The sequence below is a fragment of the Arthrobacter sp. ISL-30 genome (genome assembly GCF_018613855.1).
Classification (GTDB): Bacteria; Actinomycetota; Actinomycetes; order Actinomycetales; family Micrococcaceae; genus Arthrobacter.
Window position 1 is genome coordinate 23630 of record NZ_JAGGPK010000001.1, and the last position, 26083, is coordinate 49712.

General features: G+C 64.0%; 24 protein-coding genes and 1 tRNA gene. 17 read left to right on the plus strand and 8 right to left on the minus strand.

Annotated elements, in window-relative coordinates:
- Nucleotides 1–31 precede the first annotated feature (31 nt).
- On the plus strand, nt 32–811 hold the full coding sequence (gene pstB, locus J7E82_RS00115) for a phosphate ABC transporter ATP-binding protein PstB (protein ID WP_214859156.1): 780 nt from the start codon (nt 32–34) through the stop codon (nt 809–811).
- 94 nt (nt 812–905) lie between these two features.
- Here pstB and J7E82_RS00120 read toward each other — a convergent pair whose 3' ends face one another.
- On the minus strand, nt 906–1091 hold the full coding sequence (locus J7E82_RS00120) for a hypothetical protein (protein WP_214859157.1): 186 nt from the start codon (nt 1089–1091) through the stop codon (nt 906–908).
- A 235-nt stretch (nt 1092–1326) separates the two neighbouring features.
- Between J7E82_RS00120 and J7E82_RS00125 the strand changes: the two genes are divergently transcribed.
- The 5 genes from J7E82_RS00125 to J7E82_RS00145 all read left to right on the plus strand — a co-directional run bounded on the left by J7E82_RS00125 (nt 1327) and on the right by J7E82_RS00145 (nt 5836).
- On the plus strand, nt 1327–2592 hold the full coding sequence (locus J7E82_RS00125) for a hypothetical protein (RefSeq protein ID WP_214859158.1): 1266 nt from the start codon (nt 1327–1329) through the stop codon (nt 2590–2592).
- Between the two features lie 2 nt (nt 2593–2594).
- Nucleotides 2595–3302 carry an ABC transporter ATP-binding protein gene (locus J7E82_RS00130; RefSeq protein ID WP_374223567.1) on the plus strand — a complete coding sequence of 236 codons (708 nt, stop codon included), beginning with the start codon at nt 2595–2597 and terminating at the stop codon, nt 3300–3302.
- Complete coding sequence (locus J7E82_RS00135) at nt 3299–4486, plus strand: ABC transporter permease (protein ID WP_214859164.1); 1188 nt, start codon at nt 3299–3301, stop codon at nt 4484–4486. The genes J7E82_RS00130 and J7E82_RS00135 overlap by 4 nt, the downstream gene beginning before the upstream one ends.
- A 215-nt stretch (nt 4487–4701) precedes the next feature.
- Complete coding sequence (locus J7E82_RS00140) at nt 4702–5595, plus strand: glycosyltransferase family 2 protein (RefSeq protein ID WP_214859166.1); 894 nt, start codon at nt 4702–4704, stop codon at nt 5593–5595.
- Nucleotides 5596–5641: 46 nt separating this feature from the next.
- Nucleotides 5642–5836 carry a DUF2795 domain-containing protein gene (locus J7E82_RS00145; RefSeq protein ID WP_214859167.1) on the plus strand — a complete coding sequence of 65 codons (195 nt, stop codon included), beginning with the start codon at nt 5642–5644 and terminating at the stop codon, nt 5834–5836.
- 91 nt (nt 5837–5927) lie between these two features.
- Here J7E82_RS00145 and J7E82_RS00150 read toward each other — a convergent pair whose 3' ends face one another.
- Genes J7E82_RS00150 through J7E82_RS00160 form a run of 3 tightly spaced genes read right to left on the minus strand, consistent with a single transcriptional unit; the run spans nt 5928 to nt 9181 of the window.
- A complete protein-coding gene (locus J7E82_RS00150; RefSeq protein ID WP_251041239.1) occupies nt 5928–7670 on the minus strand; it encodes a tripartite tricarboxylate transporter permease in 1743 nt (580 codons plus the stop codon).
- On the minus strand, nt 7671–8174 hold the full coding sequence (locus tag J7E82_RS00155) for a tripartite tricarboxylate transporter TctB family protein (protein ID WP_214859169.1): 504 nt from the start codon (nt 8172–8174) through the stop codon (nt 7671–7673). It abuts the gene before it with no gap.
- Nucleotides 8171–9181, minus strand: a complete 1011-nt coding sequence (locus tag J7E82_RS00160; protein WP_214859171.1) for a tripartite tricarboxylate transporter substrate binding protein — start codon at nt 9179–9181, stop codon at nt 8171–8173. The genes J7E82_RS00155 and J7E82_RS00160 overlap by 4 nt, the downstream gene beginning before the upstream one ends.
- Before the next feature lie 245 nt (nt 9182–9426).
- On the opposite strand from J7E82_RS00160, the gene J7E82_RS00165 reads away from it, so the two are divergent.
- Both J7E82_RS00165 and J7E82_RS00170 read left to right on the plus strand, forming a co-directional pair.
- On the plus strand, nt 9427–11001 hold the full coding sequence (locus J7E82_RS00165) for a sensor histidine kinase (RefSeq protein WP_214859201.1): 1575 nt from the start codon (nt 9427–9429) through the stop codon (nt 10999–11001).
- The gene (locus J7E82_RS00170; RefSeq protein WP_214859173.1) at nt 10998–11672 is read left to right on the plus strand and encodes a response regulator; all 675 of its coding nucleotides are present in this window, start codon (nt 10998–11000) and stop codon (nt 11670–11672) included. The genes J7E82_RS00165 and J7E82_RS00170 overlap by 4 nt, the downstream gene beginning before the upstream one ends.
- Before the next feature lie 9 nt (nt 11673–11681).
- On the opposite strand, the gene J7E82_RS00175 is transcribed toward J7E82_RS00170, so the two are convergent.
- The 3 genes from J7E82_RS00175 to J7E82_RS00185 form a co-directional block, all read right to left on the minus strand.
- On the minus strand, nt 11682–12692 hold the full coding sequence (locus J7E82_RS00175) for an inorganic phosphate transporter (RefSeq protein WP_214859175.1): 1011 nt from the start codon (nt 12690–12692) through the stop codon (nt 11682–11684).
- 1 nt (nt 12693) lies between these two features.
- Nucleotides 12694–13311, minus strand: coding sequence for a DUF47 domain-containing protein (locus J7E82_RS00180; protein WP_214859203.1), 618 nt, complete (start codon nt 13309–13311; stop codon nt 12694–12696).
- A gap of 299 nt (nt 13312–13610) precedes the next feature.
- Nucleotides 13611–14270 carry a hypothetical protein gene (locus tag J7E82_RS00185; RefSeq protein ID WP_214859177.1) on the minus strand — a complete coding sequence of 220 codons (660 nt, stop codon included), beginning with the start codon at nt 14268–14270 and terminating at the stop codon, nt 13611–13613.
- Nucleotides 14271–14435: 165 nt separating this feature from the next.
- Here J7E82_RS00185 and J7E82_RS00190 point away from each other — a divergent pair.
- From J7E82_RS00190 to J7E82_RS00200, 3 genes are all read left to right on the plus strand, one after another.
- A tRNA-Lys gene (locus J7E82_RS00190) sits at nt 14436–14508 on the plus strand.
- 353 nt (nt 14509–14861) lie between these two features.
- Nucleotides 14862–15872 (plus strand): LacI family DNA-binding transcriptional regulator, encoded by a 1011-nt coding sequence (locus J7E82_RS00195; RefSeq protein ID WP_308113493.1) that lies wholly within the window; start codon nt 14862–14864, stop codon nt 15870–15872.
- 107 nt (nt 15873–15979) lie between these two features.
- Complete coding sequence (locus tag J7E82_RS00200; RefSeq protein WP_214859179.1) at nt 15980–16900, plus strand: cation diffusion facilitator family transporter; 921 nt, start codon at nt 15980–15982, stop codon at nt 16898–16900.
- Here the strand turns inward: J7E82_RS00200 and J7E82_RS00205 are convergent.
- Nucleotides 16897–19056 carry a glycogen debranching N-terminal domain-containing protein gene (locus J7E82_RS00205; RefSeq protein WP_214859207.1) on the minus strand — a complete coding sequence of 720 codons (2160 nt, stop codon included), beginning with the start codon at nt 19054–19056 and terminating at the stop codon, nt 16897–16899. The genes J7E82_RS00200 and J7E82_RS00205 overlap by 4 nt on opposite strands.
- Nucleotides 19057–19316: 260 nt before the next feature.
- Between J7E82_RS00205 and J7E82_RS00210 the strand changes: the two genes are divergently transcribed.
- From J7E82_RS00210 to J7E82_RS00235, 6 genes are all read left to right on the plus strand, one after another.
- Entirely contained in the window at nt 19317–20489 is a 1173-nt protein-coding gene (locus tag J7E82_RS00210) for a glycosyltransferase family 9 protein (RefSeq protein WP_308113494.1), read from the plus strand.
- Between the two features lie 21 nt (nt 20490–20510).
- The gene (locus tag J7E82_RS00215; RefSeq protein WP_214859181.1) at nt 20511–21509 is read left to right on the plus strand and encodes a glycosyltransferase family 9 protein; all 999 of its coding nucleotides are present in this window, start codon (nt 20511–20513) and stop codon (nt 21507–21509) included.
- Between the two features lie 142 nt (nt 21510–21651).
- The gene (locus tag J7E82_RS00220; RefSeq protein WP_214859183.1) at nt 21652–22539 is read left to right on the plus strand and encodes a family 43 glycosylhydrolase; all 888 of its coding nucleotides are present in this window, start codon (nt 21652–21654) and stop codon (nt 22537–22539) included.
- Entirely contained in the window at nt 22526–23479 is a 954-nt protein-coding gene (locus tag J7E82_RS00225) for a glycoside hydrolase family 43 protein (protein ID WP_214859185.1), read from the plus strand. Before J7E82_RS00220 ends, J7E82_RS00225 begins: the two co-directional genes overlap by 14 nt.
- Nucleotides 23480–23544: 65 nt before the next feature.
- Nucleotides 23545–25308 (plus strand): ribulokinase, encoded by a 1764-nt coding sequence (araB, locus tag J7E82_RS00230; protein ID WP_214859187.1) that lies wholly within the window; start codon nt 23545–23547, stop codon nt 25306–25308.
- Complete coding sequence (locus J7E82_RS00235; RefSeq protein ID WP_214859189.1) at nt 25305–26009, plus strand: L-ribulose-5-phosphate 4-epimerase; 705 nt, start codon at nt 25305–25307, stop codon at nt 26007–26009. Before araB ends, J7E82_RS00235 begins: the two co-directional genes overlap by 4 nt.
- The last annotated feature ends 74 nt before the right edge of the window (nt 26010–26083 follow it).

The window sequence follows — 26083 nt, forward strand, 5'->3', positions numbered from 1 at the left end:
GAATCCATCTCCAACGCAATGAAGGAACACCATGTCTAAGCGCATCGACGTCAAGGACTTGAACGTCTACTACGGCAACTTCCTGGCCGTCGAAGGCGTGAACATCAACATCGAAGCGAAGTCCGTTACGGCCTTCATCGGCCCTTCAGGCTGCGGCAAGTCCACCTTCCTGCGCACCCTCAACCGCATGCATGAGGTTCTTCCGGGCGCGCGAGTGGAGGGGGAGGTGCTGCTCGACGGCGACAACCTTTACGGGCCCGGCGTCGACCCCGTGACCGTACGCACCCAGGTGGGCATGGTATTCCAGCGGCCCAACCCGTTCCCCACGATGTCCATCCGCGACAATGTGCTGGCTGGCGTGAAGCTGAACAACAAGAAGATCAGCAAGGGCGCAGCCGACGCCCTCGTGGAGCGTTCCCTTCGTGGGGCGAACCTGTGGAACGAGGTCAAGGACCGCCTCGAGAAGCCCGGTTCCGGACTTTCCGGCGGCCAGCAGCAGCGACTCTGTATCGCCCGTGCCATCGCAGTGGAGCCACAGGTGATCCTGATGGACGAGCCCTGCTCCGCCCTGGACCCCATTTCCACGCTGGCCATCGAGGACCTCATTAATGAGCTCAAGGACCAGTACACGGTAGTGATCGTCACCCACAACATGCAGCAGGCGGCCCGCGTCTCGGACAAGACGGCCTTCTTCAACATCGCGGGCACTGGCAAGCCGGGCAAGCTGATCGAATTCGGCGACACCCACACCATCTTCAGCAACCCGAGCGTGAAGGCCACTGAGGACTACGTCTCGGGCCGCTTCGGATAGCCCTTCCCTCAACCTTTTCCCCAACTAACTGGCATTTGTGGTCGTTATGAGCTCTCATAACGACCACTTTTGTTAGCTACTTGGGTGAGAGGGCCTAATACCCGACCTTGACTTCAATCTCTTCCGCCGGCAGCCCAAGGAACCCCGACGCCGCTTTCCTTATCGCGTCCGGAATGTCACTCAGATTGTGCACCTGGGTCACAAGGCCGGGCGCTTCATCGACAGTGAGGACGAGCTTCCCGTCGGTAGCATTCCTGATCCTCGCCGTCAGCTTGACCACTGGATTTCCTGACTGCGGATTATGGACATGGCGGGGCTCCCTGATTAGTCCTATGCGGGCCCGCCTGCTCAAGCCCCCAAAGCTGGCTCCCACCGTAACCCCTGCCCTCGCCGCGGACAAGGGTCCTTCGGCACGGCAGCCGGATGCATTTATCCACTCCCCTGACTAAATCCCTATAGGCTGTGAACTGCATCTCGCAGAGAGGTTCTGTGGGGAGCTACCGAACGGGGCAGAGATGAGGATTTTCAGGCGCGTCGTCATGCCGCTGGCATGGTTGGCAGTGTTCGCAGTCATAGCCGTGGCGCTGGTCAAGATTGCATTCATCGATGGGATGCAGCCAGGACAAGTACTGGCCGCACCTGGGGCGGCAGTCGCCGTTCCGGTGGTTCAGGCAACGCGGGCCACCGTTACCAATACGGTTCAGGTCCAGGCAACCGTCCAAAGTGACGCCGCGGTCAACGTCCGCAACACAACTGCAGGCGTGGTGACGCACCTCTTTCTGTCAGCCGGTAGCAAGGTGAGCACTGGGGACCGGCTGTATCAGGTCCGGACTGAAGTTCTGCCTGAGCCAACAGCTGCGGCTCAGCCAGTAACAGGGCCACTAACGTCAGGCCCAGCGATGGCGGAGACCGGCCGGGCGGGCGGTCCGAATACGGCCACAGCCCGAACTGCTGCCAGTCCCGTCTACACCTACACCGATGTGCTCGCTCCCGTTTCAGGTGAACTCGCTACTCTCACTGTCCTGATTAACCAGCAGGTGGGCGTGGGTGATTCCACGGGAACAGTCAACCCGGGAACCTTCACGCTCAGCGGATCAGTTGATGCCTCGCAACAGTACCGGCTGCTGGCCAAGCCGGCTTCCGCGCAAATCTCCGTCGTCGGGGGGCCTGCTCCATTCACCTGCCCGTCAGTGGTGTTGAAGAGCGTCGCTGGCGACGTCGCCGGGGCCACCACTGGGAACGTGCCCGGCGGCCTGGCCGGAGGCGTAGGCCGCTCCGTTCCCTACGCCATCGCCGGCCCCGGCGGAGGCGGCGCCCCCGAGCAGGGCGGCACGCCCACCGGAACAATCAGCTGCGCGGTCCCGTCCGGAGTGGAGGTGTTTGCTGGCCTGGGTGCAACGATGACCGTCACGGCCGGACAGGCCAAGGACGTCATCACCATTCCGCTCACTTCCGTCCAGGGCAGCGTGAAGGAGGGTTTGGTCTGGCTGGCTCCCGCCGGAGCAGCGCACGGTCCCGCAGCAGGTACTGCCGCGGGTCCGGCGGCGGGAAACCCGGCAGGAAATCCTGCAGAAAACCCTGCAGGAGCGGCAGCAGGAGAACCGGCAGGGCAGCCTGAGCAGCGAAAGGTTCAGTTGGGCCTCAACGACGGCTCCATGGTGGAAATCGTCTCCGGCCTGGCCGAGGGCGAAGCTGTCCTTGAGTTCATCCCCGGGGCGCCGGCACGGACACCGCAGGGCCCCCAGTTCGCCGGTTCCGGCCCCTACCCGATGGGAGGCTGATCGTGGAGGAACTCGTCTCCCTCAAGGGCGTGACGCGGACCGTCCTGCTGCCTGACGAACAGGAACTGCATATTCTCAGAGGCGTGGACCTGACCGTCTGCAGCGGCGACCACACAGCAGTTATCGGGCGATCCGGCTGTGGAAAGTCAACCCTGCTGAACCTCCTCGGGCTATTGGACCTTCCAACCAGCGGAGAACTCCGCTTCCAGGGAACTCCCGTGGAGCGTCTCGGGAACAACGAAAGGGCGAAACTACGTGGTTCTTCGGTTGGCTTTGTGTTCCAACAGTTCAATCTCCTGCCTGGCCGCAGCGCCTTGGACAACGTGACCACACCCCTGCTGTACGCCCGGGGCCCTGCAGTCTGGAAACGAAGGGAGCTCGCCATGGACATGCTGGACCGGGTGGGGCTCGCCTGCCGGGCGGAGACTATGCCGAATATGCTCTCCGGCGGCGAACAGCAAAGGGTGGCCATCGCAAGGGCGCTGGTTCGCCGGCCGCGGCTCATCCTGGCGGACGAGCCGACAGGAGCTCTCGACGTCGACACTGGGCAGGCCGTTATGGCGCTGCTCGATACGGTGGCCACGGAAACCGGAGCCGCCCTCATAACCATCACGCACGATGTGAATGTCGCAGGTTTGGCCCGCGCTTGCTACCGCCTGGAGTCAGGCGTTCTCACCCCCACCGAGGTCCCTGCGGGGGTGCTCGCGTGACCGGCGTGGTCTCGGCCCTGGTAGAGGCATGGCAGGAACTCCGGATCAACAAGACGCGAATTCTCCTGGCGCTGGTGGGGGTGGCCCTTTCGGTTGCGGCCCTGACCTCCGTAGTAGGGGTGGGCAACCTTGCGTGCGAGGGCTTCAAGTCGGCCGCGGAACGTAATGGCGGCCGTTCGGCGACCCTCGGCCTTGGAGTCTTCGGGCCCACCCAGGCGGACCCACAGAAACTCGAGGAAGCCTACAGCGGCATCATTGAACGCTACGGCATCAAGTACTACTCACATCTAAGCCCCGCCCAGCAGTCATTCCAGTTTCCAAACGGCGTACAGCAGGTGCAGCTCCAGGTGGTCGACCCCGGCTACGGCGTCATTCATCGGGTGGACGTCAGCCAGGGAAGCTGGTTCGCGGCCGACGACGAGGATCGCCTTGCTCCCGCACTGGTGGTTTCCGAGGCCTTCTACAACGCGGCCGGACGCCCGAACCTGGTTACCCATCCCAAAGTGACCCTGACTGGCAGCCAGGCAACGACGGCGGTAATCATCGGAGTGACGCCGGACCCCTATCCGCAGTCCCCGCCGTCGGCCTATATGCTGACCCGTGCTGCAGAACGCGCCGGAATCGGGGCAATGGTGGGAATGGGCCAGTTCAAGCTCTGGGTTCAAGACGGCCAGGCCGAAGCACTCAAGGCAGCCATCACCTCGGACCTCCAGCAGCAGTTCCCGGGCATGCAGATCCAAGCCGAGCGAATGGACTACGCCAGCCACGGAGACCCGTTCGCAGCGGTACAGCTCGCAGTGGGTGGTATTGCCGGACTTGTTTTGCTGCTGGGCGCGGTGGGCATGCTGAACATCTCCATGGTCACCGTCCGGTACAGGGTGCGTGAAATCGGGATCAGGAGAAGCTTTGGGGCGACCTCCCAGCGGATTTTCCTGGGCGTCATGATGGAATCAGTCGTGGCAACGGCAGTGGCGGGGTTGGCAGGGGTAATGCTTGCTGTTGCCGTGGTCAAGAACCCATGGATTGAATCGAAAATCGCGCCGGACCTGACGGAGTATCCGGCCTTCCCGATTGAGGCTGCCATGCTGGGGCTCGGTGCGGCCATCCTGGTAGGCGCATTGGCCGGGGCGATACCGGCCCTCGTCGCAGTCCGGGTCAAGGTGATCGATGCTATCCGCTTCTAGGGCATCTTTGATGACTCAACGCGGCTCCTTGCCCCGAAAGGATCAGCGGTCTAGCCTAATGCTGGTAAAAGAGCTCTAGCAGAAGGGCGGATACCTCAGTTTGTGAGGAGCCCGTCTATGCTCACCAACCCCATCTTCTATCCCGAGGGAACCGCCATGCGGCGTCGTGTGGACGCGGAAGTGCCCCAGGCCTCCTGCACTCCTGGAGACGAATCATGAGCTCGAGAACGTCCGCTGAATGGGCCCTTCCCCAGGTTCCGGAAACTGACCCTGTCGAGGTAGATGTCCTCATCCCCACCTTCAATCGGCCGGCCGAACTTGCCGTGACCCTTGCGGGCCTGGCGGCCCAGTCGCAACCTTCGTTCAGGGTTTTTATCAGCGACCAGTCCACAGAGGATCCCGCCTGGAAGCAGCCGGCCACCGCGGCATTGGTTCGTGTCCTGGAAGCGCAGGGCCATCACGTCAGGTGCATTCGCCATCTTCCCCGTCGAGGTCTTGCCGAGCACCGCCAGTTCCTGCTGGAGCAAGCCACGGCGGAGAAGGTGCTCTTTCTTGATGACGACGTGTGGCTGGAATCCGGCGCATTGGAGCGGATGACCGACGCGTTGGAGGAGTTAGGGTGCGGCTTCGTGGGGATGGCTCCTCAAGGGTTGTCCTACCTGGACGACAGGAGGCCCGAGCAGACTCAGATGTTTTCGCCGTGGGTAGGTCCTGTGCGTCCCGAGAGAGTGGGGCCGGACACTCCCGAATTCGAAAGATGGCCCCTTCACAGCGCAGCGAACTTGAGCCATCTGAACGCGGAACTTGGCCTCAAACCCGGGTCCTGGGTTGCCTACCGTGTGGCGTGGATTGGAGGTTGCACCCTCTACCGGCGGGGGGCACTCCAGGAAGCGGGAGGTTTCACTTTCTGGCCGCAGCTTCCTGCCTCCCACAGCGGCGAGGACGTTTTGGCGCAATGGCAGGTGATGGAGAAGTCCGGAGGAGCGGGCATCCTCCCGTCCGGCGCCGTCCACCTGGAGGCACCAACGACAATTCCCGACCGCGAGGTGGAGGCCTATAGGGCAGTAGGACGCGGGGACACCACAGGGTTGGCGACACCAAAGGCTTGAAGAGTTAGTACCGGAAGAGAAAGTCCCAACGAAAGGAACCAGTGCAATGGCTGAAACTCCCAATCCCATTCAGGTCCAGAAATTCCTCGGAGGCCTTGACTACCCGGTTGGCCGGGAGGACCTCGTGTCCAAGGCCAAGGAGTCGGGCGCGGACGAGAACGTCCTGTCCGCGCTGGAGAATCTCCCCGACCGCCAGTATGACAGCCCCACGGCCGTGAGCTCGGCCATTTCCGGCTCCTAGGGCTCGGGCTCCTAAGGGGCCCCAGACGCCGACGGCGGACTCCCCACTCTGGGGGGTGACAGTCCGCCGTCGGTTTTTTCCGTTTCAGGCTTTAGAGCCGGGTTTCGTGATTGTGCTCGTTCTCCGACCGGTCCCTGTCGCCCGGACGTTCCCCGCTCACCGGATGTTCGGAGTTGCCGGGACGGTCTGCACTCACCGGACGGTCGACGTCGAACGGCTCACCAGCGTGACGGCCGGCGTGCCCGCCAGCATGCTCACCGACGTGACGCCCGTCCTCGTGATGGCTGAGTGACGGGAAGATCGGCGAAGGCGGCAGGTCCGCCGACGTCGAATCCGCCGCAGGAGCCGCCGGACGGAACCGGCGCCAGGCGAGTGCCACCAGTGGCCACGCCAGGATCAGCGCAACAAAGATGTACACGGTGACGGCAATCGGTTCGCTCCACAGCCCCGAGATGTCGCCCGCACTGAGCTGCAAGGACTTGCGCAGCGACTCTTCGGCGCGTGGGCCAAGGATGAGCCCGAGGATCAGCGGAAGCACCGGGAGGCCGTAGCGGCGCATCGCGAAGCCCAGCAGCCCCAGGACCAGCAGGATGATGAGGTCGAAGGCCTGCAGGTTCACTGCGTAGGCCCCGAGCGTCGCGAAGAAGAGAATCCCCGAATACAGGTAGGGCCGTGGCAACTTCAGGAGCTTTGCCCACAACGGTGCGAGCGGCAGGTTGATGAGCAGCAGCAGGGTATTGCCGATGAAGAGGCTGGCGATCAGCGCCCAGACGAGCTCGGGTTCGTTCTGGAACAGCAGGGGGCCGGGCTGGATACCGTATTGGACGAAGGCGGCGAGCATAACGGCGGCCGTGGCGTTCGTGGGGAGCCCCAGTGCCAGCATGGGGGTCAGCGTGCCGGCGGCGGAGGCGTTGTTGGCAGCTTCCGGTCCGGCAACACCTTCGATGGCTCCATGCCCGAATTCCTCCGGGTGCTTCGAGAGCTTCTTCTCGGTCACGTAGGACAGAAACGTGGGAACCTCGGCGCCGCCGGCGGGCAGTGCACCGAACGGGAAGCCAAATGCCGTGCCGCGAAGCCACGGCTTCCAGGACCTTTTCCAGTCGCTCTTGCCCATCCAGGGCCGGCCTACGGGGATCGTCTTCAGGGGATTGCGTCGCAGGTGCGCTGCAATCCACAGTGCTTCACCTACCGCGAAGATCGCGACGGCGACCACCACGATGTCCAGGCCGTCCGCCAGCAGGGGCTGTCCGAAAACCAGCCGCTGCTGGCCTGTGATGGGATCCAGCCCTACAAGGCCGATGCCCAGGCCGAGGCCGAGGGCGGCGAAGCCGCGCAGTTTGGAGGACCCGAGCACCGCAGTCACGGCGACCAGCGCCAGGACTATGATCGCCAGGTAGCTGGGGTCGCCCAGGCTGACGGCAAACTGCACAACGATGGGCGCGAAGGCCACGAGCAGGGCAGTGCCGATAGTGCCGGCAACGAAGGAGCCGATGGCCGCGGTCGCCAATGCCTGTGCGGCACGGCCGGCCTTGGCCATCTTGTGTCCCTCTATAGCCGTGATCACGGTGGCGGACTCACCCGGCGTGTTGAGCAGGATCGACGTGGTGGAACCGCCATACATGCCGCCGTAGTAGATACCGGCGAACATAATGAACGCGCTGGTGGGTTCCATGCCATAGGTGAGGGGGAGCAACAGCGCTACAGCCATGGCCGGGCCAATGCCCGGCAGCACGCCGACGGCGGTGCCGAGCAGCACGCCGATGAAGGCATAGAGCAGGTTCATGGGGGTCGCCGCTGTGGCGAACCCCTGCATCAGTAGATTGAGGGCATCCATCTAGAGAACTCCCGCCAGGAGGCCAGCCGGCAGTTTGATGCCGAGGCCGAGGTAGAAACCGTAAAAAGTCAGGACGGCAAGTGCCACGGAAATAAGTCCGTCGCGGACGTACTTCCGGCTGCCGAGGGCCCATACGCTGCCCCAGAAGAGGATGGTGCCGGAGATGACCCAGCCCACGACGTCGATCAACAGGACGTTGAGAACGAAGGCGCCCAGCAGGGGAAGGACTGTGCGCCAGTCGCTCGGGTGGGTGAGGTCGACATCCTCGCCACCCTCGGCTTCGCCCTGGCCACCGCGGATGACGTTCACTGCCAGCAGGACAGCGCAGACCAGCAGCAGCGAGGCCACAATGATGGGCATCGTCCGGGGGCCTACGGGGTCGGACTGGGAATACGGGGTGTTCAGGCGAAGCCCGTCCCACAACACAACGGCCCCAAGGACCCCGAGCAGGGCCGCGAGGCCCAGCTCGGAGCGGCCCTTGAGCCACAGTCGTGCAGTTTTCACGCCAGTCCCAGCTTCGTGAGGACGTCAGCGACGCGCTTGTCCTGCTCCTTCAGGAAGGTCTCGAACTCACTACCCGTGATGAAGGCATCGCTCCAGCCGTTGGTCTTGAGTGCATCCTTCCATTCCTGGGTTCCGTGCATCTTTTCCAGGGCGCCAACCAGCTTGCTGCGGTCCTCCTCGGAGATGCCCGGAGGGGCCACAATGCCGCGCCAGTTGGTGAACACCAGGTCGATGTTCGATTCCTTCAGCGTGGACGCGTCTACGCCTTCGAGCCGTTCCTCACCACTGGTGGCAAGCACACGGACTTCGCCGGACTTGATCTGGTCCAGGTATTCGCCGGCGCCGGAGGCTGCGAAGCCGAGCTTGTTGCCCAGGATCGCGGGGAGCAGATCGCCGCCGCCGTCGTAGGAAACGAAGTTGACGCTCTTGGGGTCGATGCCAACAGCCTCGGCCAGCTGCATGGGAAGCAGGTGGTCAGGGCCGCCAGGGGAGGAGCCGCCGCCGACGCTGACCTTGGACGGATCCGCCTTCCAGGCCTTCACGAGGTCATCAATAGTCTTGTAGGGGGAGTCCTTGGAAACCATAATGGCGCCGGGCTCCTGGATGAGCCTGGCCAGGGGAGTGGTGTCCGTGAGCTTGGACTCGGACTTGTTGGTGTAGCTTGCGCCCACCACGCCGAGGCCCATGAGCATGGTCAGATCCCCATTGCCCTTCTCGTTCACGGTGCGGGCCAGGCCTACAGTGCCGCCTGCGCCGGCGAGGTTGAAGACCTCGACGCCGGACGCCGTCTTGGTCTCTTCCATGACCTTCGCCGCCACACGCGCGGTGGTGTCATAGCCGCCACCGGGGGTGTTCGGAACCATGATCCGCAGGCCGCTAACGGGTCCAGCGGCTGTAGTGGCGCCGCCTGTCTGTGTGTTGGAGCCTCCGGTGACGCCACAGCCAGTGGCGGCCAGTGCGATTGCTGCGACGGCGACAACGGCGCGCAGTGCGTTCAAGCGACGCATTTTGTCCTCTTCTCATCATTGGTGGGAGTAATCCCACGTTATGACCCGCAGTGATCCGCGTCACGCTTGTGTTCTCAAAGAATGTTTTGTTCATTGTGGTCACGATCACAGGCGGCTGCTGCTGGACCATAATGAAGGAAGAAGTCCACAATTTGGCGTAAACCAGCAAGCCCCAACGCCGTGAGCCGCACGGAACGCCATGCCGAAGGAGCCCCGTGCTCGAACACACTCTCCGGCCGCCGCGCCTGTCGCTGGCAGGCCAGTACCTTGCGTTGCAATTGCTGATCGTCCTGGCAGTGCTCGTGGGTGTCGTGGCGATATCGCTCGCCCAGTCGGCGCAGGCCTTCGAACGGGTCGAGGGCCGGCGGGCGCTTTCCGCCGCCGAATCCGTCGCGGCCATGCCGGTTGTCCGGTCACTCCTTCCAGGAGCGGAACCTAAGCTGGGCGCCGCCCTCCCGGCCGTGGCCGAATCGGCCCGAACCGTCTCCGGATCCAGTTTCGTCACCTTGGCCAAGCCGGACCTCACCATCCTCACATCACCGGATCCCTCCAGGCTCGGCCGGTCCCTGGAGCTGGGGGACAGTGATGTCCGCAGCGGGCGGTCTTGGACAGGGACCGTCAGCATGGACGGCATCGTGTCCATGGTGGCGCACGTGCCGGTCCTGGACGACGCCGGCTCCATGGTGGGGATCGTCGCCGTCGGACGTGAATACCCTTCCCTGTGGGAGCGCCTTGGCGACGCCGCGCCCAACCTGCTCGCGTACGTAAGCGTCTCCCTGGCTTTGGGGACGGTGGGTTCGCTGCTCCTCTCCCGGCGCGTGAAACGTCAGACCCTCGGGATGGAACCGGACGAGATCGCCGGGCTGGTGGAGCACCGGGAGGCGTTGGTCCACGGCGTGAAGGAGGGGGTCATCGCGCTGGACCCGCAAGAACGCATCACGGTGGCAAATGACAGTGCCCGCGAGTTCCTGCACCTGCCTGAGGACTGCGTCGGACGGAAACTGGAGGATCTGGGGGTGAGTGGCCAGCTGCGTGAGGAGCTGACAACCGAGCAGCCGGATCCTGACCGCCTGGTGCTTGTTGGAGAACGGATGGTGGTGCTCAACCGGAAACCCATGGTTTCGCGCGGGCGGATCATCGGCTCAGTAACCACGTTGCGGGACCGGACCGAGCTGTCCAGCCTGGAGAAGGAGTTGGGCGCCACCCGGACCACTACGGACACCCTGCGTGCCCAGACCCACGAGTTCGCCAACCAGCTGCACACCATCTCCGGGCTAATCCAGCTGGGCGAATACGATGAGGTGGTGAATTTCGTCGACGGCGTGAGCCACAGCCGAAACAGGCTCCAGGATGACGTCACGACCAGGATCAATGACCCCGCGCTCGCGGCCCTCCTGATCGCCAAGACCAGCCTGGCTGCCGAGCGGGCCGTCAGCCTGCAGCTCGACGACGAATCCTCCCTCGGGCGGGTGGACGAACAGCTGTCTCGGGATCTGACAACCGTTGTAGGCAACCTCGTGGACAATGCCATGGATGCAGTGTCGGGGGTGCCGAATGCGGCGGTTCGGGTGGGAGTGGCTGACGAGGCGGACCGGGTGCTGGTGACGGTCCGGGATTCCGGCCCTGGCGTGCCCAACGACCGCTTTGAGGACATCTTCCGCCAGGGCTTCAGCACCAAGGCGGTGAACGGCGACGGCGGCCGCGGCTTTGGCCTCGCCCTCACCCGGCTAGTATGTCTGAGGCGCGGCGGTGAAGTGGGGGTCCGCAACGAAGACGGCGCCGTATTCACCGCCAGCCTACGGAAGCGGAGTCCGGCATGATCAAGGTCCTGATAGTCGATGACGACTTCATGGTGGCCAAGGTGCACTCGGGCTTCGTCCGGCAAACACCCGGATTCAGTGTTGTGGGCGTGGCCCACACGGGAGCCCAGGCAGTTGAAGAGGCCCGCCGCCTGCAGCCGGACCTGGTGCTGCTGGACATCCATTTGCCGGACATCAGCGGGCTGGACCTGCTGCAGCAGCTGCGCGAGGCGGTACCCGAGCTGGACGTCCTGGTGATCAGCGCCGCCCGCGAGGTGGACACCGTGCGGCGTGCACTGCGCGGCGGAATCGTGCACTACTTGATGAAGCCGTTCTCCGCAGACGACCTGCGCGAACGCCTGGAACATTACCTTCAGGCGTACCGTCCGCTCACTTCCTCAAAAAGCACCGCGGAGCAGGCCGATGTGAACAGGGTCTTCGGCCTCAGCCAGCAGGAGCGTCCGCTCCCGAAGGGGTGCAGCGTGGAAACACTTCATCTTGTGGAGCAGCTGCTGCGAGATGCGGGCACGGATCTGTCGGCAACTGAAGCCGCTGATGCGCTAGGAACTTCCCGGGTGAGTGCCCGACGCTATCTCGAATACTTGAGCGAAGAGGGCCGGGTGACGGTGCAGCTCCGCTATGGCGGAATCGGAAGGCCGGAGCGGCGATACGCCTGGCGGAAGGCCGGCTAGGACCGTCGACTACGTCAGCGGCGAGGACGCGAGCCCGAAGATGAAGGCCACGGCACCCGTGACCAATGGGGTCAGGAGCCAAAAAGTCAGGACCCTGAAGGTCAGCCTCCGGTTCGTGGCGGCGAAGCGCTGGTTTGTTCCAGCGCCGAGGGTAGCCGAAGTCACTGTATGGGTTGACGAGATGGGCCAGTGAAGGCCAATGGCTCCTAGGAACAGGATCAGTGAACTATAGATCTGCGCCACGGAGCCGCGGAGGGGGTCGATGCGGATCAGCCGATACCCCAGCGTGTGCGAGATGCGCCAGCCGCCAAAGAGCGTCCCGGCTGTGAGCATCACGGAGGTGAGCAGGGCAACCCAGAGGGGAACCTCTCCGCCGTCGTACATTCCACCCGCAAGGAGCGCCAGAAGCAGGACGGCGGCAGTCCGCTGACCATCCTGCAGCCCATGGCCGAAAGCCAGGGCCGCGGTGGACACGGCCTGCATGCTGCGGAAGCGGCGGTTGATCACCGCCGGCTGTGTGTAGCGCGCCGCCCACGTGACCGGCCACACCAGGAGGTAGGAGCCAATGAACGCGATCATGGGGGAAAGCAGCAGCGGAAGAACCACCTGGTAGAGGAGGGACTCGTCCACGCCCCCGACGACGCTGCCGTCGATGATCACGCTGGCAACGCCCGCGCCGAACAGCCCGCCCACCAGTGCATGGGTGGACGACGACGGGATGCCCCGCCACCAGGCGTAGATGCCCCACAGGATGGCACTGGCCAGCCCGGAGGCCAGCAAGGCCAGCCCGCTGCTCCCGGCGGGAATGGAAATCCACGTACGGGCAACCGTCAGGGCCAGGGCAGTGCTGAGCCATGCTCCGACGAAGTTGAAGAGTGCGGCCAGCAGCACAGCAATCGACGGCGTCAGCGCTCGCGTCCGGACGGAGAGCGCGACGGCGTTAGAGGCATCCCGGAAGCCGTTGAGGAAGGCAAAGCCCGCGGCCAGCCCGACCACCAGGACGAAGAAGGCGCCCGTCACCTCAGGATTCCTTGACGATGATGCTGCCTACCTGCGTGGCCACGCGGCGCATGTCCTTGGTGACGTCAACCAACTGGTTGGCGACGTCCCGGTGGCGCGCGTACTGGGTGGATTTCATGTCCTTGAGCATGTCTGCCACCCAGATCCGGTGCGTCCGCTCTGCCCGCTTTGCCAGGCGCAGGATCTCGATCCAGTAGTCCTCGAGCTCGTCGAGGTCCTCGAGCCGCAGCATGGCCTCCACGGTTAGTTCGGCCTGGCGGCTGATGATTTCCAGTTGGTCGGCGGCCCTCTTGGGCAGCCGTTCGAGTCTGTAGAGCGAGACGAGTTCCGCTGCGGCGTCCAGTTTCTCCATGGCCTCATTGAGGTAGCGGGAGAGCGCGTACATGTCTTCCCGTGGCAAGGGATTCACGAAGCTGGTGCGCATGTGGGTCAGGAGGGCGAAGTGCAATTCCGTGGACTTGGCCTCGTGATTGTGCATGTCCTCAACGAGCCGTTCGTGGTCCGTGGCAGCTGCCCCAAGGATCTCGGAGAGGGTTCCGGTGCCTGCAGTAATTTGCTCGGCCATCTGGGACAGCAGATTCAGCCCGGCGGGTTCCTGGGGGAAGAGGCGCAGCTTCAAATTTTTTCCGGTTTCGGGAGGACGGACTGGAATCGACGTGACCGGGGTCGCCGGCCGTGCGTTACGTGACGTCTCCCCATGGACAGTCATCAGTTTAGCGTGGCTGATGAAGCTGGCTGGGCGCATAAAAATGGTGCCGAACCGGATACGCCTCTCGGCGGTAGGCCGCTCGAAGCGGCTGTAAGTTGAAGCCCGGGGGTTTCGCGGTTCGACACCAGTTTCAGTGTTCTACGGAGCTGGAGCTAAGTCAACATTGACAGACAAGCCCGCAAGTGGCAGTCGTTTTGCTCTCGGTCAGGCTAGTCCAGCTCACCCAGCCGCCAGGCATTGGCCGCATGCTCGAGGTCCTCTGCGGTCTTCACCAACAGATGCGAACTCCGGGTCAATTTGCTCGCATGGCGCTCGTTGGAGTGCTCGGCACCGTCTGCCAAGGTGGCCTGTCCCAGCGCAACGACCCGGCAGAAAGCGGCGGATCGTTCCAGCGCGACGTCGAAGTCGCCGTCGAAGGCCCCGGAGAGGATGGCGTCAGCCATGGTCTTCATTTCCTCCGCCCCGGGCGGCTCTGCGGCTCCCGCCACCACATTGGACACCTGGGCCGTGTCACGGCCGGCCTTGAAGTACAAGGAAATGCGCTCGGGGTCCTGCACCGTGGCGGCGCGAATCGCGTAGAGGCGCCACAGGGCACCGGGCAATGAACGTGCAGGGCTTTCCGCCCACATTTCGGCGATGGCGTCCAGGCCCTGTTCGTCCGCCAGCTTGACGAGCCTGCGGGTGACCTTGGGATCGTCACTGTCCCGGCCCCGGCGCACTAGCGCCTGGGCAGCCAAGTGGGCGGCCTCAGAGACCCGGGCGGGGTCCGCACCCCCGGCGAACGGTTCAAAATCGATGGGCGCGAAGGGCTTCGGCTTATGGTGCCGCGGTGCTCCGCCCTTAGCGCTGAATCCTGCTTGCTCGCTCATGGCACCCACGCTACTCCTGAGCATGATGGTGGTCGAGTACGGGTTTCCGGCCCAAATCCGACGGTCCTTCTGCGCGACGCGGCTGCCGACTGCTGGGCCCGTACTCTCGTTCCGGAACACTCCCGGCATTGCGGTAGAGTATCTAACGTCCAGAAATGGATGCAGGGGCCTTTAGCTCAGTTGGTAGAGCATCGGACTTTTAATCCGCGGGTCGTGGGTTCGAATCCCACAGGGCCCACCCTTACGCAGGTCAGGAGCACGTGGCTTCTGGCCTGCTTTTCTTTTGCGCTCCCTGCCGGGCTTCCTTGTCTTGATGCGCATGCGGCGTTTTGTGTACGCGGCCGGCGGCGGTCCGGCACCATATCAGGGACGAACCGCCGCCGTCTGCGTCCGGGGCCTCCCCCATGGAGGCTGCCCACTTCGGAGGCTCTTGGAAGGTTCCGCGACGCCTTTTAATGGTAAGCCTGCTTACTAGCCTTGGTCACCAGGTGGGCGAACGAATCTCCAGGCCCTACCGCTGACGGGATCTTTTCCCTACGGCCATAGGATGTTGGCAGGCAGGATTTGGGCTAGGGAGAGGTTGATCGGGTGGTGAGCAACAGTGGACGGCGTTTGCCAAGGCTGGAAGACGTCGCGGAACGGGCAGGTGTGTCGCACCAGACCGTTTCGCGGGTCGTCAACAACCATCCCAACGTCAGCAGCAAGACCCGTGAACGTGTCGAGGCTGTCATCGCGGAGCTCGGCTACCGGAGGAACATCGCCGCGAGGTCGCTCGTAACGCGGCGCTCGCAGACCATCGGCGTCCTTGGCAGCGAACTCCCGCAGTACGGTCCGGCGAACACACTCCTCGGCGTCCAGCAGGCAGCCCGGGAGGCCGGGTATTTCGTCAGCATCGCCGCCCTTAAGGATGGCGGCCCCGAATCCCTTGGAGACGCAGTACACCACTTCATGGACCAGGGCGTGGACGGAATTGTGGCGCTTGTGCCGCACGCGGAAACCCTGCAGGCCCTGGATGCACTGAAACTTGACCTGCCCGTTGTGGTTGTCGGGTCAAGTGGTGAGGGTCGCTTCAGCGGGGCCATGGTGGACCAGAAGCTCGGCGCGCGGCTGGCCGTCGCCCATCTGATTGAACAGGGCCACAAGCGTATCGGCCATATTGCCGGCCCCCAGGATTGGACCGACGGCGCCGTCCGCGCTGAAGGCTGGCGCGAAGCCCTCGGCGAAGCCGGCTTGCCCGCCGATCTGTTCATCGAAGGCGACTGGAGCGCCGGCAGCGGCTACAGCATCGGCAAGAAACTTGCCATCAAGCGTTCCTCTACGGCCATCTTCGTGGGCAACGACCAGATGGCCCTGGGGCTGCTGCGGGCCTTCGGCGAGGCCGGGGTTCGCGTCCCGCAGGACGTCTCTGTGGTTGGTTTCGATGACCAGCCTGAGGCGGGCTACTTCACGCCTCCACTCACCACGATCCGCCAGGACTTCGAAGAGCTCGGGCGCCGCTGCATGGACCTGATGCTTGGGCTGCTGGAGGACGGCTCTGGAACCAGTACCACTGTTGTGGAGCCAAAAATCGTGGTGCGGGAGAGCACCGCCCCGCCAGCGTAGGTTAACTGCTGCCGGCCCGGCGCAGATAATGCACTGATCCCCGCTCGGCTGTACTTTAGGTTCATGGGACGTCAACCTGTTGCCGTACGGGTTCCCGGGAGGAACGCATGAGCGGACACGACCACGGACACGGCCATGGCGGTGACGCAGCGGCGCAGCGCGGGAAACTCATTGCTGTCTTGTGCATCACGGCAGTGGTCATGGTGGCGGAAATCGTGGGATCGCTTCTTACCGGGAGCCTCGCGCTCCTGGCCGATGCCGGCCACATGTTCACGGACGCTGCAGGGCTGCTGATTGCCCTGATCGCGGCCTCCCTCGCACTGAAACCGGCCACCGCCAAACGGACGTGGGGTTATCAGCGCGCGGAAATCGTTGCCGCTGCCGGACAGGCCGCCCTCCTGCTGGGCGTGGGCGGATTCGTCATCATCGAAGGGGTCCGAAGGCTCATCGAGCCACCCGAGATCGGCGGATCCGCGATGCTGTGGTTCGGGATAATCGGGCTGGCAGGCAACGCGGTTGCCCTGATCATTCTGGCCTCGGGGCGGCACCATAATTTCAACATGAAGGCCGCCTTCCTCGAGGTGCTGAACGATGCCCTGGGCTCGGCCGCCGTGATCGCGGCCGCGATCATCATCTCCCTCACGGGCTGGGTGCAGGCTGACGCCGTCGTCTCCCTGCTCATCGGGGCGCTGATAATCCCCCGCACGCTCAGGCTGCTCCGCGACACAGTCAACGTGCTTATGGAAAATGCTCCGCAGGGGCTGGACATGGCCAAGGTCCGGGAACACATCCTTGCCCTGCCGCACGTCATTGATGTCCACGACCTGCATGCCTCCCTCGTCGCCTCCGGAACGCCGATCCTCTCGGCCCATGTCACCGTCCAGGACGGCTGCATGAGGGATGGACACGCTGCAACGATTCTCGCCGACCTGCAGCGCTGTGTGGCCGAGCACTTTGACGTCAGCGTGGAACACTCGACCTTCCAGATCGAACCTGCCGCCCACCGCGATCAGGAAAGCATGCACTAGGCCTTTCGGCTCCGGCCGGCTTCCTCCACGAGTTCGGCGAGCCACGGCCGGTGCCCCTGGCGGAACACCATCCCTTCGGGAAGGCCCTCCACCATTGGAACGGAATTGGTGACCTGGATGCTGATCCGGCCGCCAGCCATGGGGGCGTTAGTGATGTGCAGGTCGCCGTAGGACTCCGGCAGTACGGGATCCATCCATAGCCCACCCCGGGAAACGTGGGCGTCGTACCGCAGGAGGCTGGTCAGCAGCAGGATGGGTGTGGTGGCTGCCCAGGCCTGGGGCGAGCACGCCGTTGGGTAGGGCACGGGCTCGGCGAAATGGTCCCGGTTGAAGCCGCAGAACAGTTCAGGGAGTCGGCCGCCTGAGTGCTCCGCTGCCTCCAGCAGGGCAGTGGAGATACGCTGTGCCTCTGCCACAAAGCCGTAGCGCAGCAGCCCGGCCTGGATAATTGCATTGTCGTGCGGCCAGACTGATCCGTTGTGGTAACTGGCGGGGTTGTAGGCACCCATGTCGCTAGCAAGGGTTCGTACGCCCCAGCCGCTGAACATCTCCGGGGACATCAGGCGTTCAACTACCTGCGGCGCCTTGTCCTCATCCACAATGCCGAGCCACAGGCATTGCCCCATGTTGGAAGCACATGCATCCACCTGCCGCTTCTTGCCATCAAGGGCGACGGCGTAGTAGCCGCGATCAGGCATCCAGAACTCTTCATTGAACCGTTTCTTCAGCTGCGCCGCGCGATCAGCAAGTTCGGCAGCAAGAGCCGTATCACCGGCGTCGTATGCCATCCATGCGCGCGCGTTGTACGCGTCGTAAACGTAAGCCTGCACCTCGCAGAGGGCGATAGGCGCCTCGGCTATCCGACCGTCGGCAAAATTGATCCCGTCCCAGGAGTCCTTCCAGCCTTGGTTGAACAGTCCCCGTTCGTTGAGTCGCTCATACTCGACGAACCCGTCGCCGTCCCTGTCTCCATAATCACGTATCCACTCCAGTGCACGGTCCGCATGAGGCAATAAGGCAGCGATGGTGTCCGCCGCGAATCCCCAGCGGCTAACCGAGGCAAGAACAATCACAAACAGTGGCGTGGCGTCCACACTGCCGTAGTAGATGGATTTGCCGCCCAGGGACAACCCGCTGGAGACATCGAGCCTGACCTCGTGCAGGATCTTGCCCGGCTCCTCCTCGCTCATCTGGTCCACCACACTGCCCTGGCGGTCCCCCAAGGTCTGCAAGGTGCCCAGAGCCAGGGACGGATCCACCGGCATAGCCATTATCGAAGCCCACAGGGAGTCGCGGCCGAACAGGGTCATGAACCAGGGGGCGCCAGCGGCCACCACTACGCGGTCGGGGTGATTCGGATCCTCGATGCGAAGCGCGCCCAGGTCGTCGTAGCTGCGCCGCAGGGTTCGTTCGATGGAGCGGTTTCCCATGTGCACCACCGGAATCTTGGCCACCCATTCCTGCCGCCGCCGATCCCGGGGAGACAATTCGTCTGCGTCAGGATGGACGAACGACGGCGGGGGAGGGCTGGGCGCCTCGGTGGTGGGAACCACGGTGAGGACAGTGCTCCACTGGCCATGTGGCGCGACAGACACACGGTATGTCAACTCTTCCTCGGTGACCTCTGCCCCAGGGGCTTGGACACGAATGCCCTTCCGGACATCCTGCCAAACCGCCCGGAGAGTCAACGAATCACCCTCCACTTGCCGGGTTTGTTTCCAACGCCGCTGGATCCGGACCTCCTTCACTTCGAAGAGATCCGCAAAATCTGCCTCAACCCGCAGGGAGATCAAACATTCGGCCGGGTCCAGGGAGTAATTGCGGATGGTGACCTGTTCCTGGATGCCAGCCCCCACTTCGCGGAGCCGCTCCACGATCAGCGGGCTGTCCGCATAGCCCTCGGCGTGAGGAATGCGGCCGGCAAACAGGGCCCTGTACGGTTCCTTCGTCTCCGCCGCCAACGGCTCGAGCTGATGGCCGTTAATCGTGAGGATCCAGCCGGAAAGGATGCGGGTGTCGAGGTGGAAAGCACCATGGGGATGTTCAGGATGGATGTCCCCGTTCTGCATAGAGATGCAGAACGACGAACCCTCCACCAGAGTTACCGCACCGGTCCCCATCGATCCTGCGGCTGTATCAGCATTCCATCCCGCCATCTTGGGTCCCTCCAACGGATTGGGAAATGGCGCGGCAACGGGGCCGGAAACGGTGGCCGATCCGACTGTCGCCGCAGTCTTCATTGATTTAATCGACGCTACGCTTGAGGGCTTCGCGATTCCAGAGGCAGATGGTCGGCCGCGATCCGGGGCGGGGAGGTAGCCTCCTTCGCCGGAATCACCGTATTGTGGCTGCACAGGCAGCGCAGGAGACGGCAGCAAGGCGCTTTGGATGAGGCGCCTGACCGAAGGGGGTCCCAGTGGAGCGGTTGACGGCAGAATTCGGCGGTTCGAGCGTCGTCGGTATGGGCGTCGGGCCCGTCCTGGAAAAGTTCGACGGCGTCTCCCGGATTGCCGTTCTCCGCGGCGGCGGCCTCGGAGACCTGATCTACGCGATCCCGGCCATGGCCGCCCTCAAGGCCGCCTACCCAGACGCAACGCTGACCCTGCTCGGCATGCCTGCTCATCAGCAACTCCTCGCCGCGACGAAGAGTCCCGCAGACGAGGTGCGCATCCTGCCTTTCTCCGAGGGCGTGCGGCCTGGCGATGAGGACCAGGATGAGCTGGAGGCGTTTTTCGCGGAGATGCGTGAGCAGGACTTCGACCTTGCTGTCCAGTTGCATGGGGGAGGGCGTTACTCGAATCCCTTCCTCCTTCGCCTGGGGGCCCGCCACACCGTTGGAACGCGGACAGCGGATGCAGCAAGCCTGGAGCGGACTGTTCCTTATCTCTACTACCAATACGAGCCCCTGCGTTCAGTGGAAGTGGCCGGATTTGCAGGTGCCTTCCCGGTTGACCTGGAAGCCCGTCTTGCGCCGGCAGTTGGCCCGGACGCCTTGCCCGCAGGCCTTGTGCTTGAAGATTTAGGGGACAGCCGGTCCCAGCCGCTGGTTGTCTTACATCCGGGGGCCAGCGACCCGCGTCGCCGCTGGCCCGCCGAACGCTTCGCTGAGCTGGCGACGGCGTGCGCCGCCGATGGCTGCCAAGTGGTAGTTATTGGCGACAAGAGTGAGCGGCACCTGGCCAAGCGGGTTGTGGAGCTGGCTGGTGCGCCCATCCGTTCCCTGGCTGGCGAGCTGGATATGGCCGGTCTGGTGGCAGTGCTGGCGCGAAGCGCGGTGATGGTCGGGAACGACAGCGGTCCCCGACACCTTGCCCAGGCTCTCGGAATCCCTACCGTAGGCATCTTCTGGGTGGGCAACGTGATCAACGCCGGCGCCCTGGGCAGGAGTCTTCACCGCGTCCACGCTTCGTGGGTGACCAGGTGTCCGAGCTGCGGCATAGACGTCACCCAGGTGGGATGGACGGCTCCCCGCTGTCCGCATGATGATTCCGTGGTGGCGGAGATCGCTGTGCGGGATGTCCACGAGGACGTCCGGAGCCTGGCCGCCACGAGTCCCCTTGTTGAGGGCCCCCTTGTTGAAGGTGCCTAGCGGTTCACAGAAAGGCGCGGATTGGAACAGAGTGGTGGATCGGAAGGCAAGGCGGCCCAGGAAGGCAAGGCTGTCGAGGAAGACAAGCCGGTCCAGGACGGCAAGCCGGACCTGCTGGTATTACGGGCGCTCAAACTGGGTGATTTGCTGGTAGCGGTACCTGCGCTGCACGCCCTTCGCCGTGCCCACCCCGAGCATCGGCTTAGGTATGCGGCGCAAGGGTGGCTCTCCGAAGCCTTGGGCCTTGTTGGCGGCTTTGAACTGCTGCCTACGCACGGCCTGGACGAGCCATTGGCTGTTGAACCCGGCACTGTGGACGTGGCCGTTAACCTCCATGGCAGCGGGCCGGAGAGCCAGGAGCGGATTGAAGCCGTGCGGGCACGCCTCACCATCGGCCATAGCAGCCAATATCGCGACGGGCCGCCTTGGCGGCCCGAACTGCATGAGCGGGAAAGGTGGGTTCGGCTGCTTGAGTGGCATGGAATCGAGGCGGATCCGCTGGATTTCCGGCTGAGCCTTCCGCCCGTGCCCAGCCCGTTTCCGGCAGCAACAGTACTGCATGTGGGTGCTGCCTACGGCAGCCGGCTTTGGCCCGCGGACCGTTTTGCCGCCGTCGCTTCCCGCCTTGCCGAGTCGTGCCACCACGTCATCTTTACGGGCGGTGCGGGGGAACGCGAACGCGCCCTTGATGTCTGCCTGCGGGCGGGCCTTCCGGCCACGGCCGTCCTGGCAGGAAGCCTGAGCCTGAATGAGTTTGCGGCAACGATCGCCGCCGCCAGGCTTGTGGTTTCTGCCGACACAGGCGCGGCACACCTGGCCTCCGCCTATGGCACGCCATCGGTTGTGCTCTTCGGGCCGGCCCCTCCTGAGATCTGGGGACCGCCGCCGGGTCCGCATCTGGTGCTGACCCGCCCTGAGCTGCGCAGGGGAGACACTTTTGCCAAGGATCCCGATCCGGCGCTCCTCGCAGTCTCGATCCAGGACGTCCTTGCGGCCGTCCGCAGCCTGGGCCTTTTCTAGCCCTCCTGTTCCAGCCCCCTTTCCAGGGTCCTGTTCCAGCGTCGTTAGGAGCAAGGGACTTGACGGAGGGGATCGTGAACGTTCACGATTCTATAAGTCCCCATGACGCGGTGGGCTAAAGCAGCGATCGAACAGGTGCCCCGTGAACCAATCCCCAACCCCGTCCCCCTTGGGCGGGCTTTTCGCAGACCCAAGCCTTGCCGTCTTCGGCGGCCGTTACTACCTCTACCCCACTACTGACGGCCTTGAAGGCTGGGCGTCCAGGTCATTCTCGGTCCTGTCCTCGGATGACCTGGTGGAATGGACCAACCATGGTGAAATCCTGAAGCTGGGGGTGGACGTGGCCTGGGCCGAAGAGAAGGCCTGGGCGCCTGCGATCGCTGAGCGTGACGGCAGCTACTACTTCTATTACTCGGCCAACGGCAACATTGGGGTTGCTGTCGCCGATTCCCCGACGGGACCGTTCCGGGATATCGGGCGACCCTTGGTGGCTGCCGGGGATTACGGCGGCACAGCGATCGATCCTTCCGTTTTCCGTGACGACGACGGCATTTATTACCTCTACTGGGGCAACGGCCTCGCCCATGGAGTGCCACTCGCCCCCGACATGGTGTCCTTCGATCCCGGCAGCGTGGTGTCCTGGGTGCCGGACGGCTTCCGGGAGGCCGCCTGGGTGCACCGCCGCGGCGCCACCTACTATCTGTCCTGGTCCGAAAACGATACCCGGGAAGCGGACTACCGCGTCCGCTACGCCACAGGCAGTGGGCCCCTGGGGCCATGGGCCGACCAGGGAGTGCTGCTCGAGAAGGACGTGGAGCGCGGCATCCTCGCCACGGGCCATCATGCCATCACCGGCCTTCCAGGCAGCGATGAATGGGTCATCGCGTACCACCGTTTCGCGATTCCGGGAGGCAACGGCTACAACCGGGAGATCATCTTTGATCCGCTGATCCATCGCCCCGACGGCCTCCTGGAAAAAGTGCGGCCCTCCTCGAAGCCGCTGAGGAGGCCGCTGAATGGCCGGGCATGAGGCCTACCTGTTCGCATACTTCAAGGGCGAGCAGGATGCCAAGGGCGAGCAGGTCTATTTTGCCGTCAGTAATGGCCCCGCCCCCACGTCCTGGACTGAACTGAACGGAGGCGGGCCAGCCCTCATCTCCAAAGTGGGGGAGTGTGGCGTGCGGGATCCCTTCATCATCCGTGATGAGAACCGCGGCCGGCTTGTGCTGCTGGCGACAGACCTGCGCATCTGGCCCGACGGCGATTGGCACCGCTCCGTGCGTCATGGCAGCCGGTCCATCCTGGTATGGGAGTCAGAGGACCTGGTTACCTGGTCCGAGGGGCGGCTGGCAGAAATCTCGGGTACGGAGGCCGGCAACACGTGGGCTCCGAAGGCGTTCTGGTCTGAGGAGAAGGGTGTGTGGCTGGTGTTCTGGGCTTCCGCCCTCTACGGCCAGGGGGAGCGCGAATCCGGCCAACACCAGCGCATGATGTGGGCTGAGACGAAGGATTTCTCCACCTTCTCCGAGCCCAACATTTACCTGGATCCTGGTCATGACGTCATTGACGCCACACTCATCATGGACGGAGATGCCTGGTTCCGGTTTTCAGCCAACGCGCACGTTCCCGGGGGAAGTCCGGAGCTTGGGAATCACATCTTCCACGAGCGGGGCAAGGCAATATTTGACCAGGACTATGCTTCAGTAGCGGTCGACGTCGGAAAGCCGGAGCTCCGCAGGGGCGAAGGCCCCGCCGTCGTACCGGCACTCGACCGCCCGGGCTGGTACCTGCTCATTGACGAATTCGGGCTCCGCGGCTATCAGCTGTTCCAGGCACAGTCTCTGCGCTCCGGAAAATGGCAATGGCAGAAGGACGCTGGAATGCCTGTCGGCGCCCGGCACGGCTCCCTTCTCCCGATTACTTCCGGAGAGCGACGCCGGATTGTGCAGGGTTCCCTGCTAACTTCTTGACACGTCGCATGTTAGCGCTCACAATAAAGTTAGGCCTTGGAGGGCAAAAGCAACTGGAGGATTCGATGGACGTCACAACCCGTGACACTGAGCGCTACGTGATCGGTGTGGATTACGGCACCCTGTCTGGTCGGGCCGTTGTGGTTCGCGTTTCGGATGGGGCGGAACTTGGCAGCGGGGTATTCGAATACCCCCACGCGGTGGTAGCCGATGCTTTGCCTGCAGATGTAGCAGGCGACGGCGGTACACGTCTTCCGGGGGACTGGGCACTTCAGGTGCCCAATGACTATCGTGAGGTGCTGCGTCGTGCCGTTCCGGCCGCAGTGGCGGACGCGGGGATCGACCCCGCCACAGTGGTGGGTATTGCGACTGATTTCACGGCGTGCACCATGGTGCCCGTGAAGGCTGACGGTACGCCTTTGAACGAACTTCCGCAGTATGCCGATCGGCCCCATGCGTATGTGAAGTTGTGGCGGCATCATGCTGCCCAGGGCCAGGCGGACCGGATCAACGAGCTTGCCGCGGAGCGCGCGGAGTCCTGGCTGCCGCGCTACGGGGGGCTGATTTCCTCGGAATGGGAGTTCGCCAAGGGCCTGCAGCTGCTGGAGGAAGACCCCGAACTGTATAGCGCCATGGATCACTGGGTCGAGGCGGCTGACTGGATCGTGTGGCAGCTGTGCGGAGAGTACGTTCGCAACGCCTGCACCGCCGGCTACAAGGGCATCTACCAGGACGGGAACTACCCCTCGGAAGACTTCCTGGCGGCCCTGAACCCGGACTTCCGGATGTTTGTCTCGGACAAGCTCGCGCACCGCATTGGGCGCCTCGCCGAGTCTGCGGGCGTTTTGACCGAGGAGGCCGCCGCCTGGACTGGGCTGCCGGCCGGAATCGCCGTAGCCGTTGGGAATGTGGATGCGCATGTCACGGCGCCTGCAGCGCGGGCCGTGGAACCTAGCCAGCTGGTGGCCATTATGGGCACCTCCACCTGCCATGTGATGAACGGTGATGTGCTGCGGGAAGTCCCGGGCATGTGCGGAGTAGTCGACGGCGGCATCGTGGACGGGCTCTGGGGCTACGAAGCCGGCCAGTCCGGCGTCGGGGATATCTTTGGCTGGTTCACCAAGAACGGTGTCCCGCCCGCCTACCACCAAGCCGCCGAGGCTGCCGGTCTTGGTATCCATGAATACCTCACCGAACTCGCCGCCAAACAGGGCATCGGCGAGCACGGGCTGATCGCGCTGGACTGGCATTCAGGGAACCGCTCCGTGCTGGTGGACCATGAACTCTCCGGGATCGTCGTGGGCCAAACCCTCGCCACCCGGCCGGAGGACACCTACCGGGCCCTGCTGGAGGCCACGGCCTTTGGTACCCGGATGATCGTGGAGGCCTTCCGCGACTCAGGCGTCCCAGTGGAGGAATTCATCGTTGCCGGCGGACTGCTGAAGAACAAGCTGCTGATGCAGATCTACGCCGACGTCACCGGCCTGCCGCTCTCCACGATCGGTTCCGAACAGGGCCCGGCCCTCGGCTCGGCCATCCACGCCGCCGTTGCCGCCGGCGAATACCGGGACATTCGGGCCGCGGCCTCAGCGATGGGGGCGGAACCCGGTGCGGTCTACGTCCCGATCCCGGAAAACGTTGCCGCGTACGACGTCCTCTTCCAGGAATACCGGACGCTGCACGACTACTTCGGCCGCGGGGCCAACGAGGTCATGCACCGGCTCAAGGCCATCCAGCGGTCCGCACAGGGGAACGTCCAAAACTCCGCCGGGTCTCTCACGGGCGACAGCGATGCCGGGGAACGTGTTGCAGAAGGAGTATCCGCATGAGCGCCCTTCTCGAAACCATCGCCCGGGTGCGCCGCGAGGTTTGCGAACTGCACGCCGAGCTGACCCGCTACCAGCTGGTGGTGTGGACGGCAGGCAACGTGTCGGGCCGGATTCCCGAGTATGACCTCATGGTCATCAAGCCGTCCGGCGTGTCCTACGACGAACTCACCCCGGACCTCATGGTCGTGACTGACCTGTATGGAAGTCCCGTGAAGGGTATTTCCACAGGTTCCGGCCTGGTGGAGTGGGAAAACCCGGCCCTCACGCCGTCGTCCGATACTGCTGCCCACGCCTACGTGTACCGGCACATGCCCGACGTCGGCGGCGTAGTACACACGCATTCCACCTACGCTACGGCCTGGGCAGCCCGCGGCGAGGAGATCCCCTGCGTGCTGACCATGATGGGCGACGAGTTCGGCGGGCCGATTCCGGTGGGCCCGTTTGCGCTGATCGGTGACGACTCGATCGGCCAGGGCATCGTAGCGACGCTGAAGAACTCGAACTCCCCGGCCGTCCTGATGCAAAACCACGGCCCGTTCACCATTGGCAAGGATGCCCGCGCGGCGGTCAAGGCCGCGGTGATGTGTGAGGAAGTGGCGCGCACTGTGCATATTTCCCGGCAGCTGGGCGAGCCTTTGCCCATCGGCAAGGACCAGATTGATTCGCTCTACGCCCGCTATCAGAACGTCTACGGCCGCTAGGCGGCAACACCACGAAATCCCACGCCCTGACCGCCTGGTCGTGGCCACCGACAGATAACTTTCCAGGAGAACAA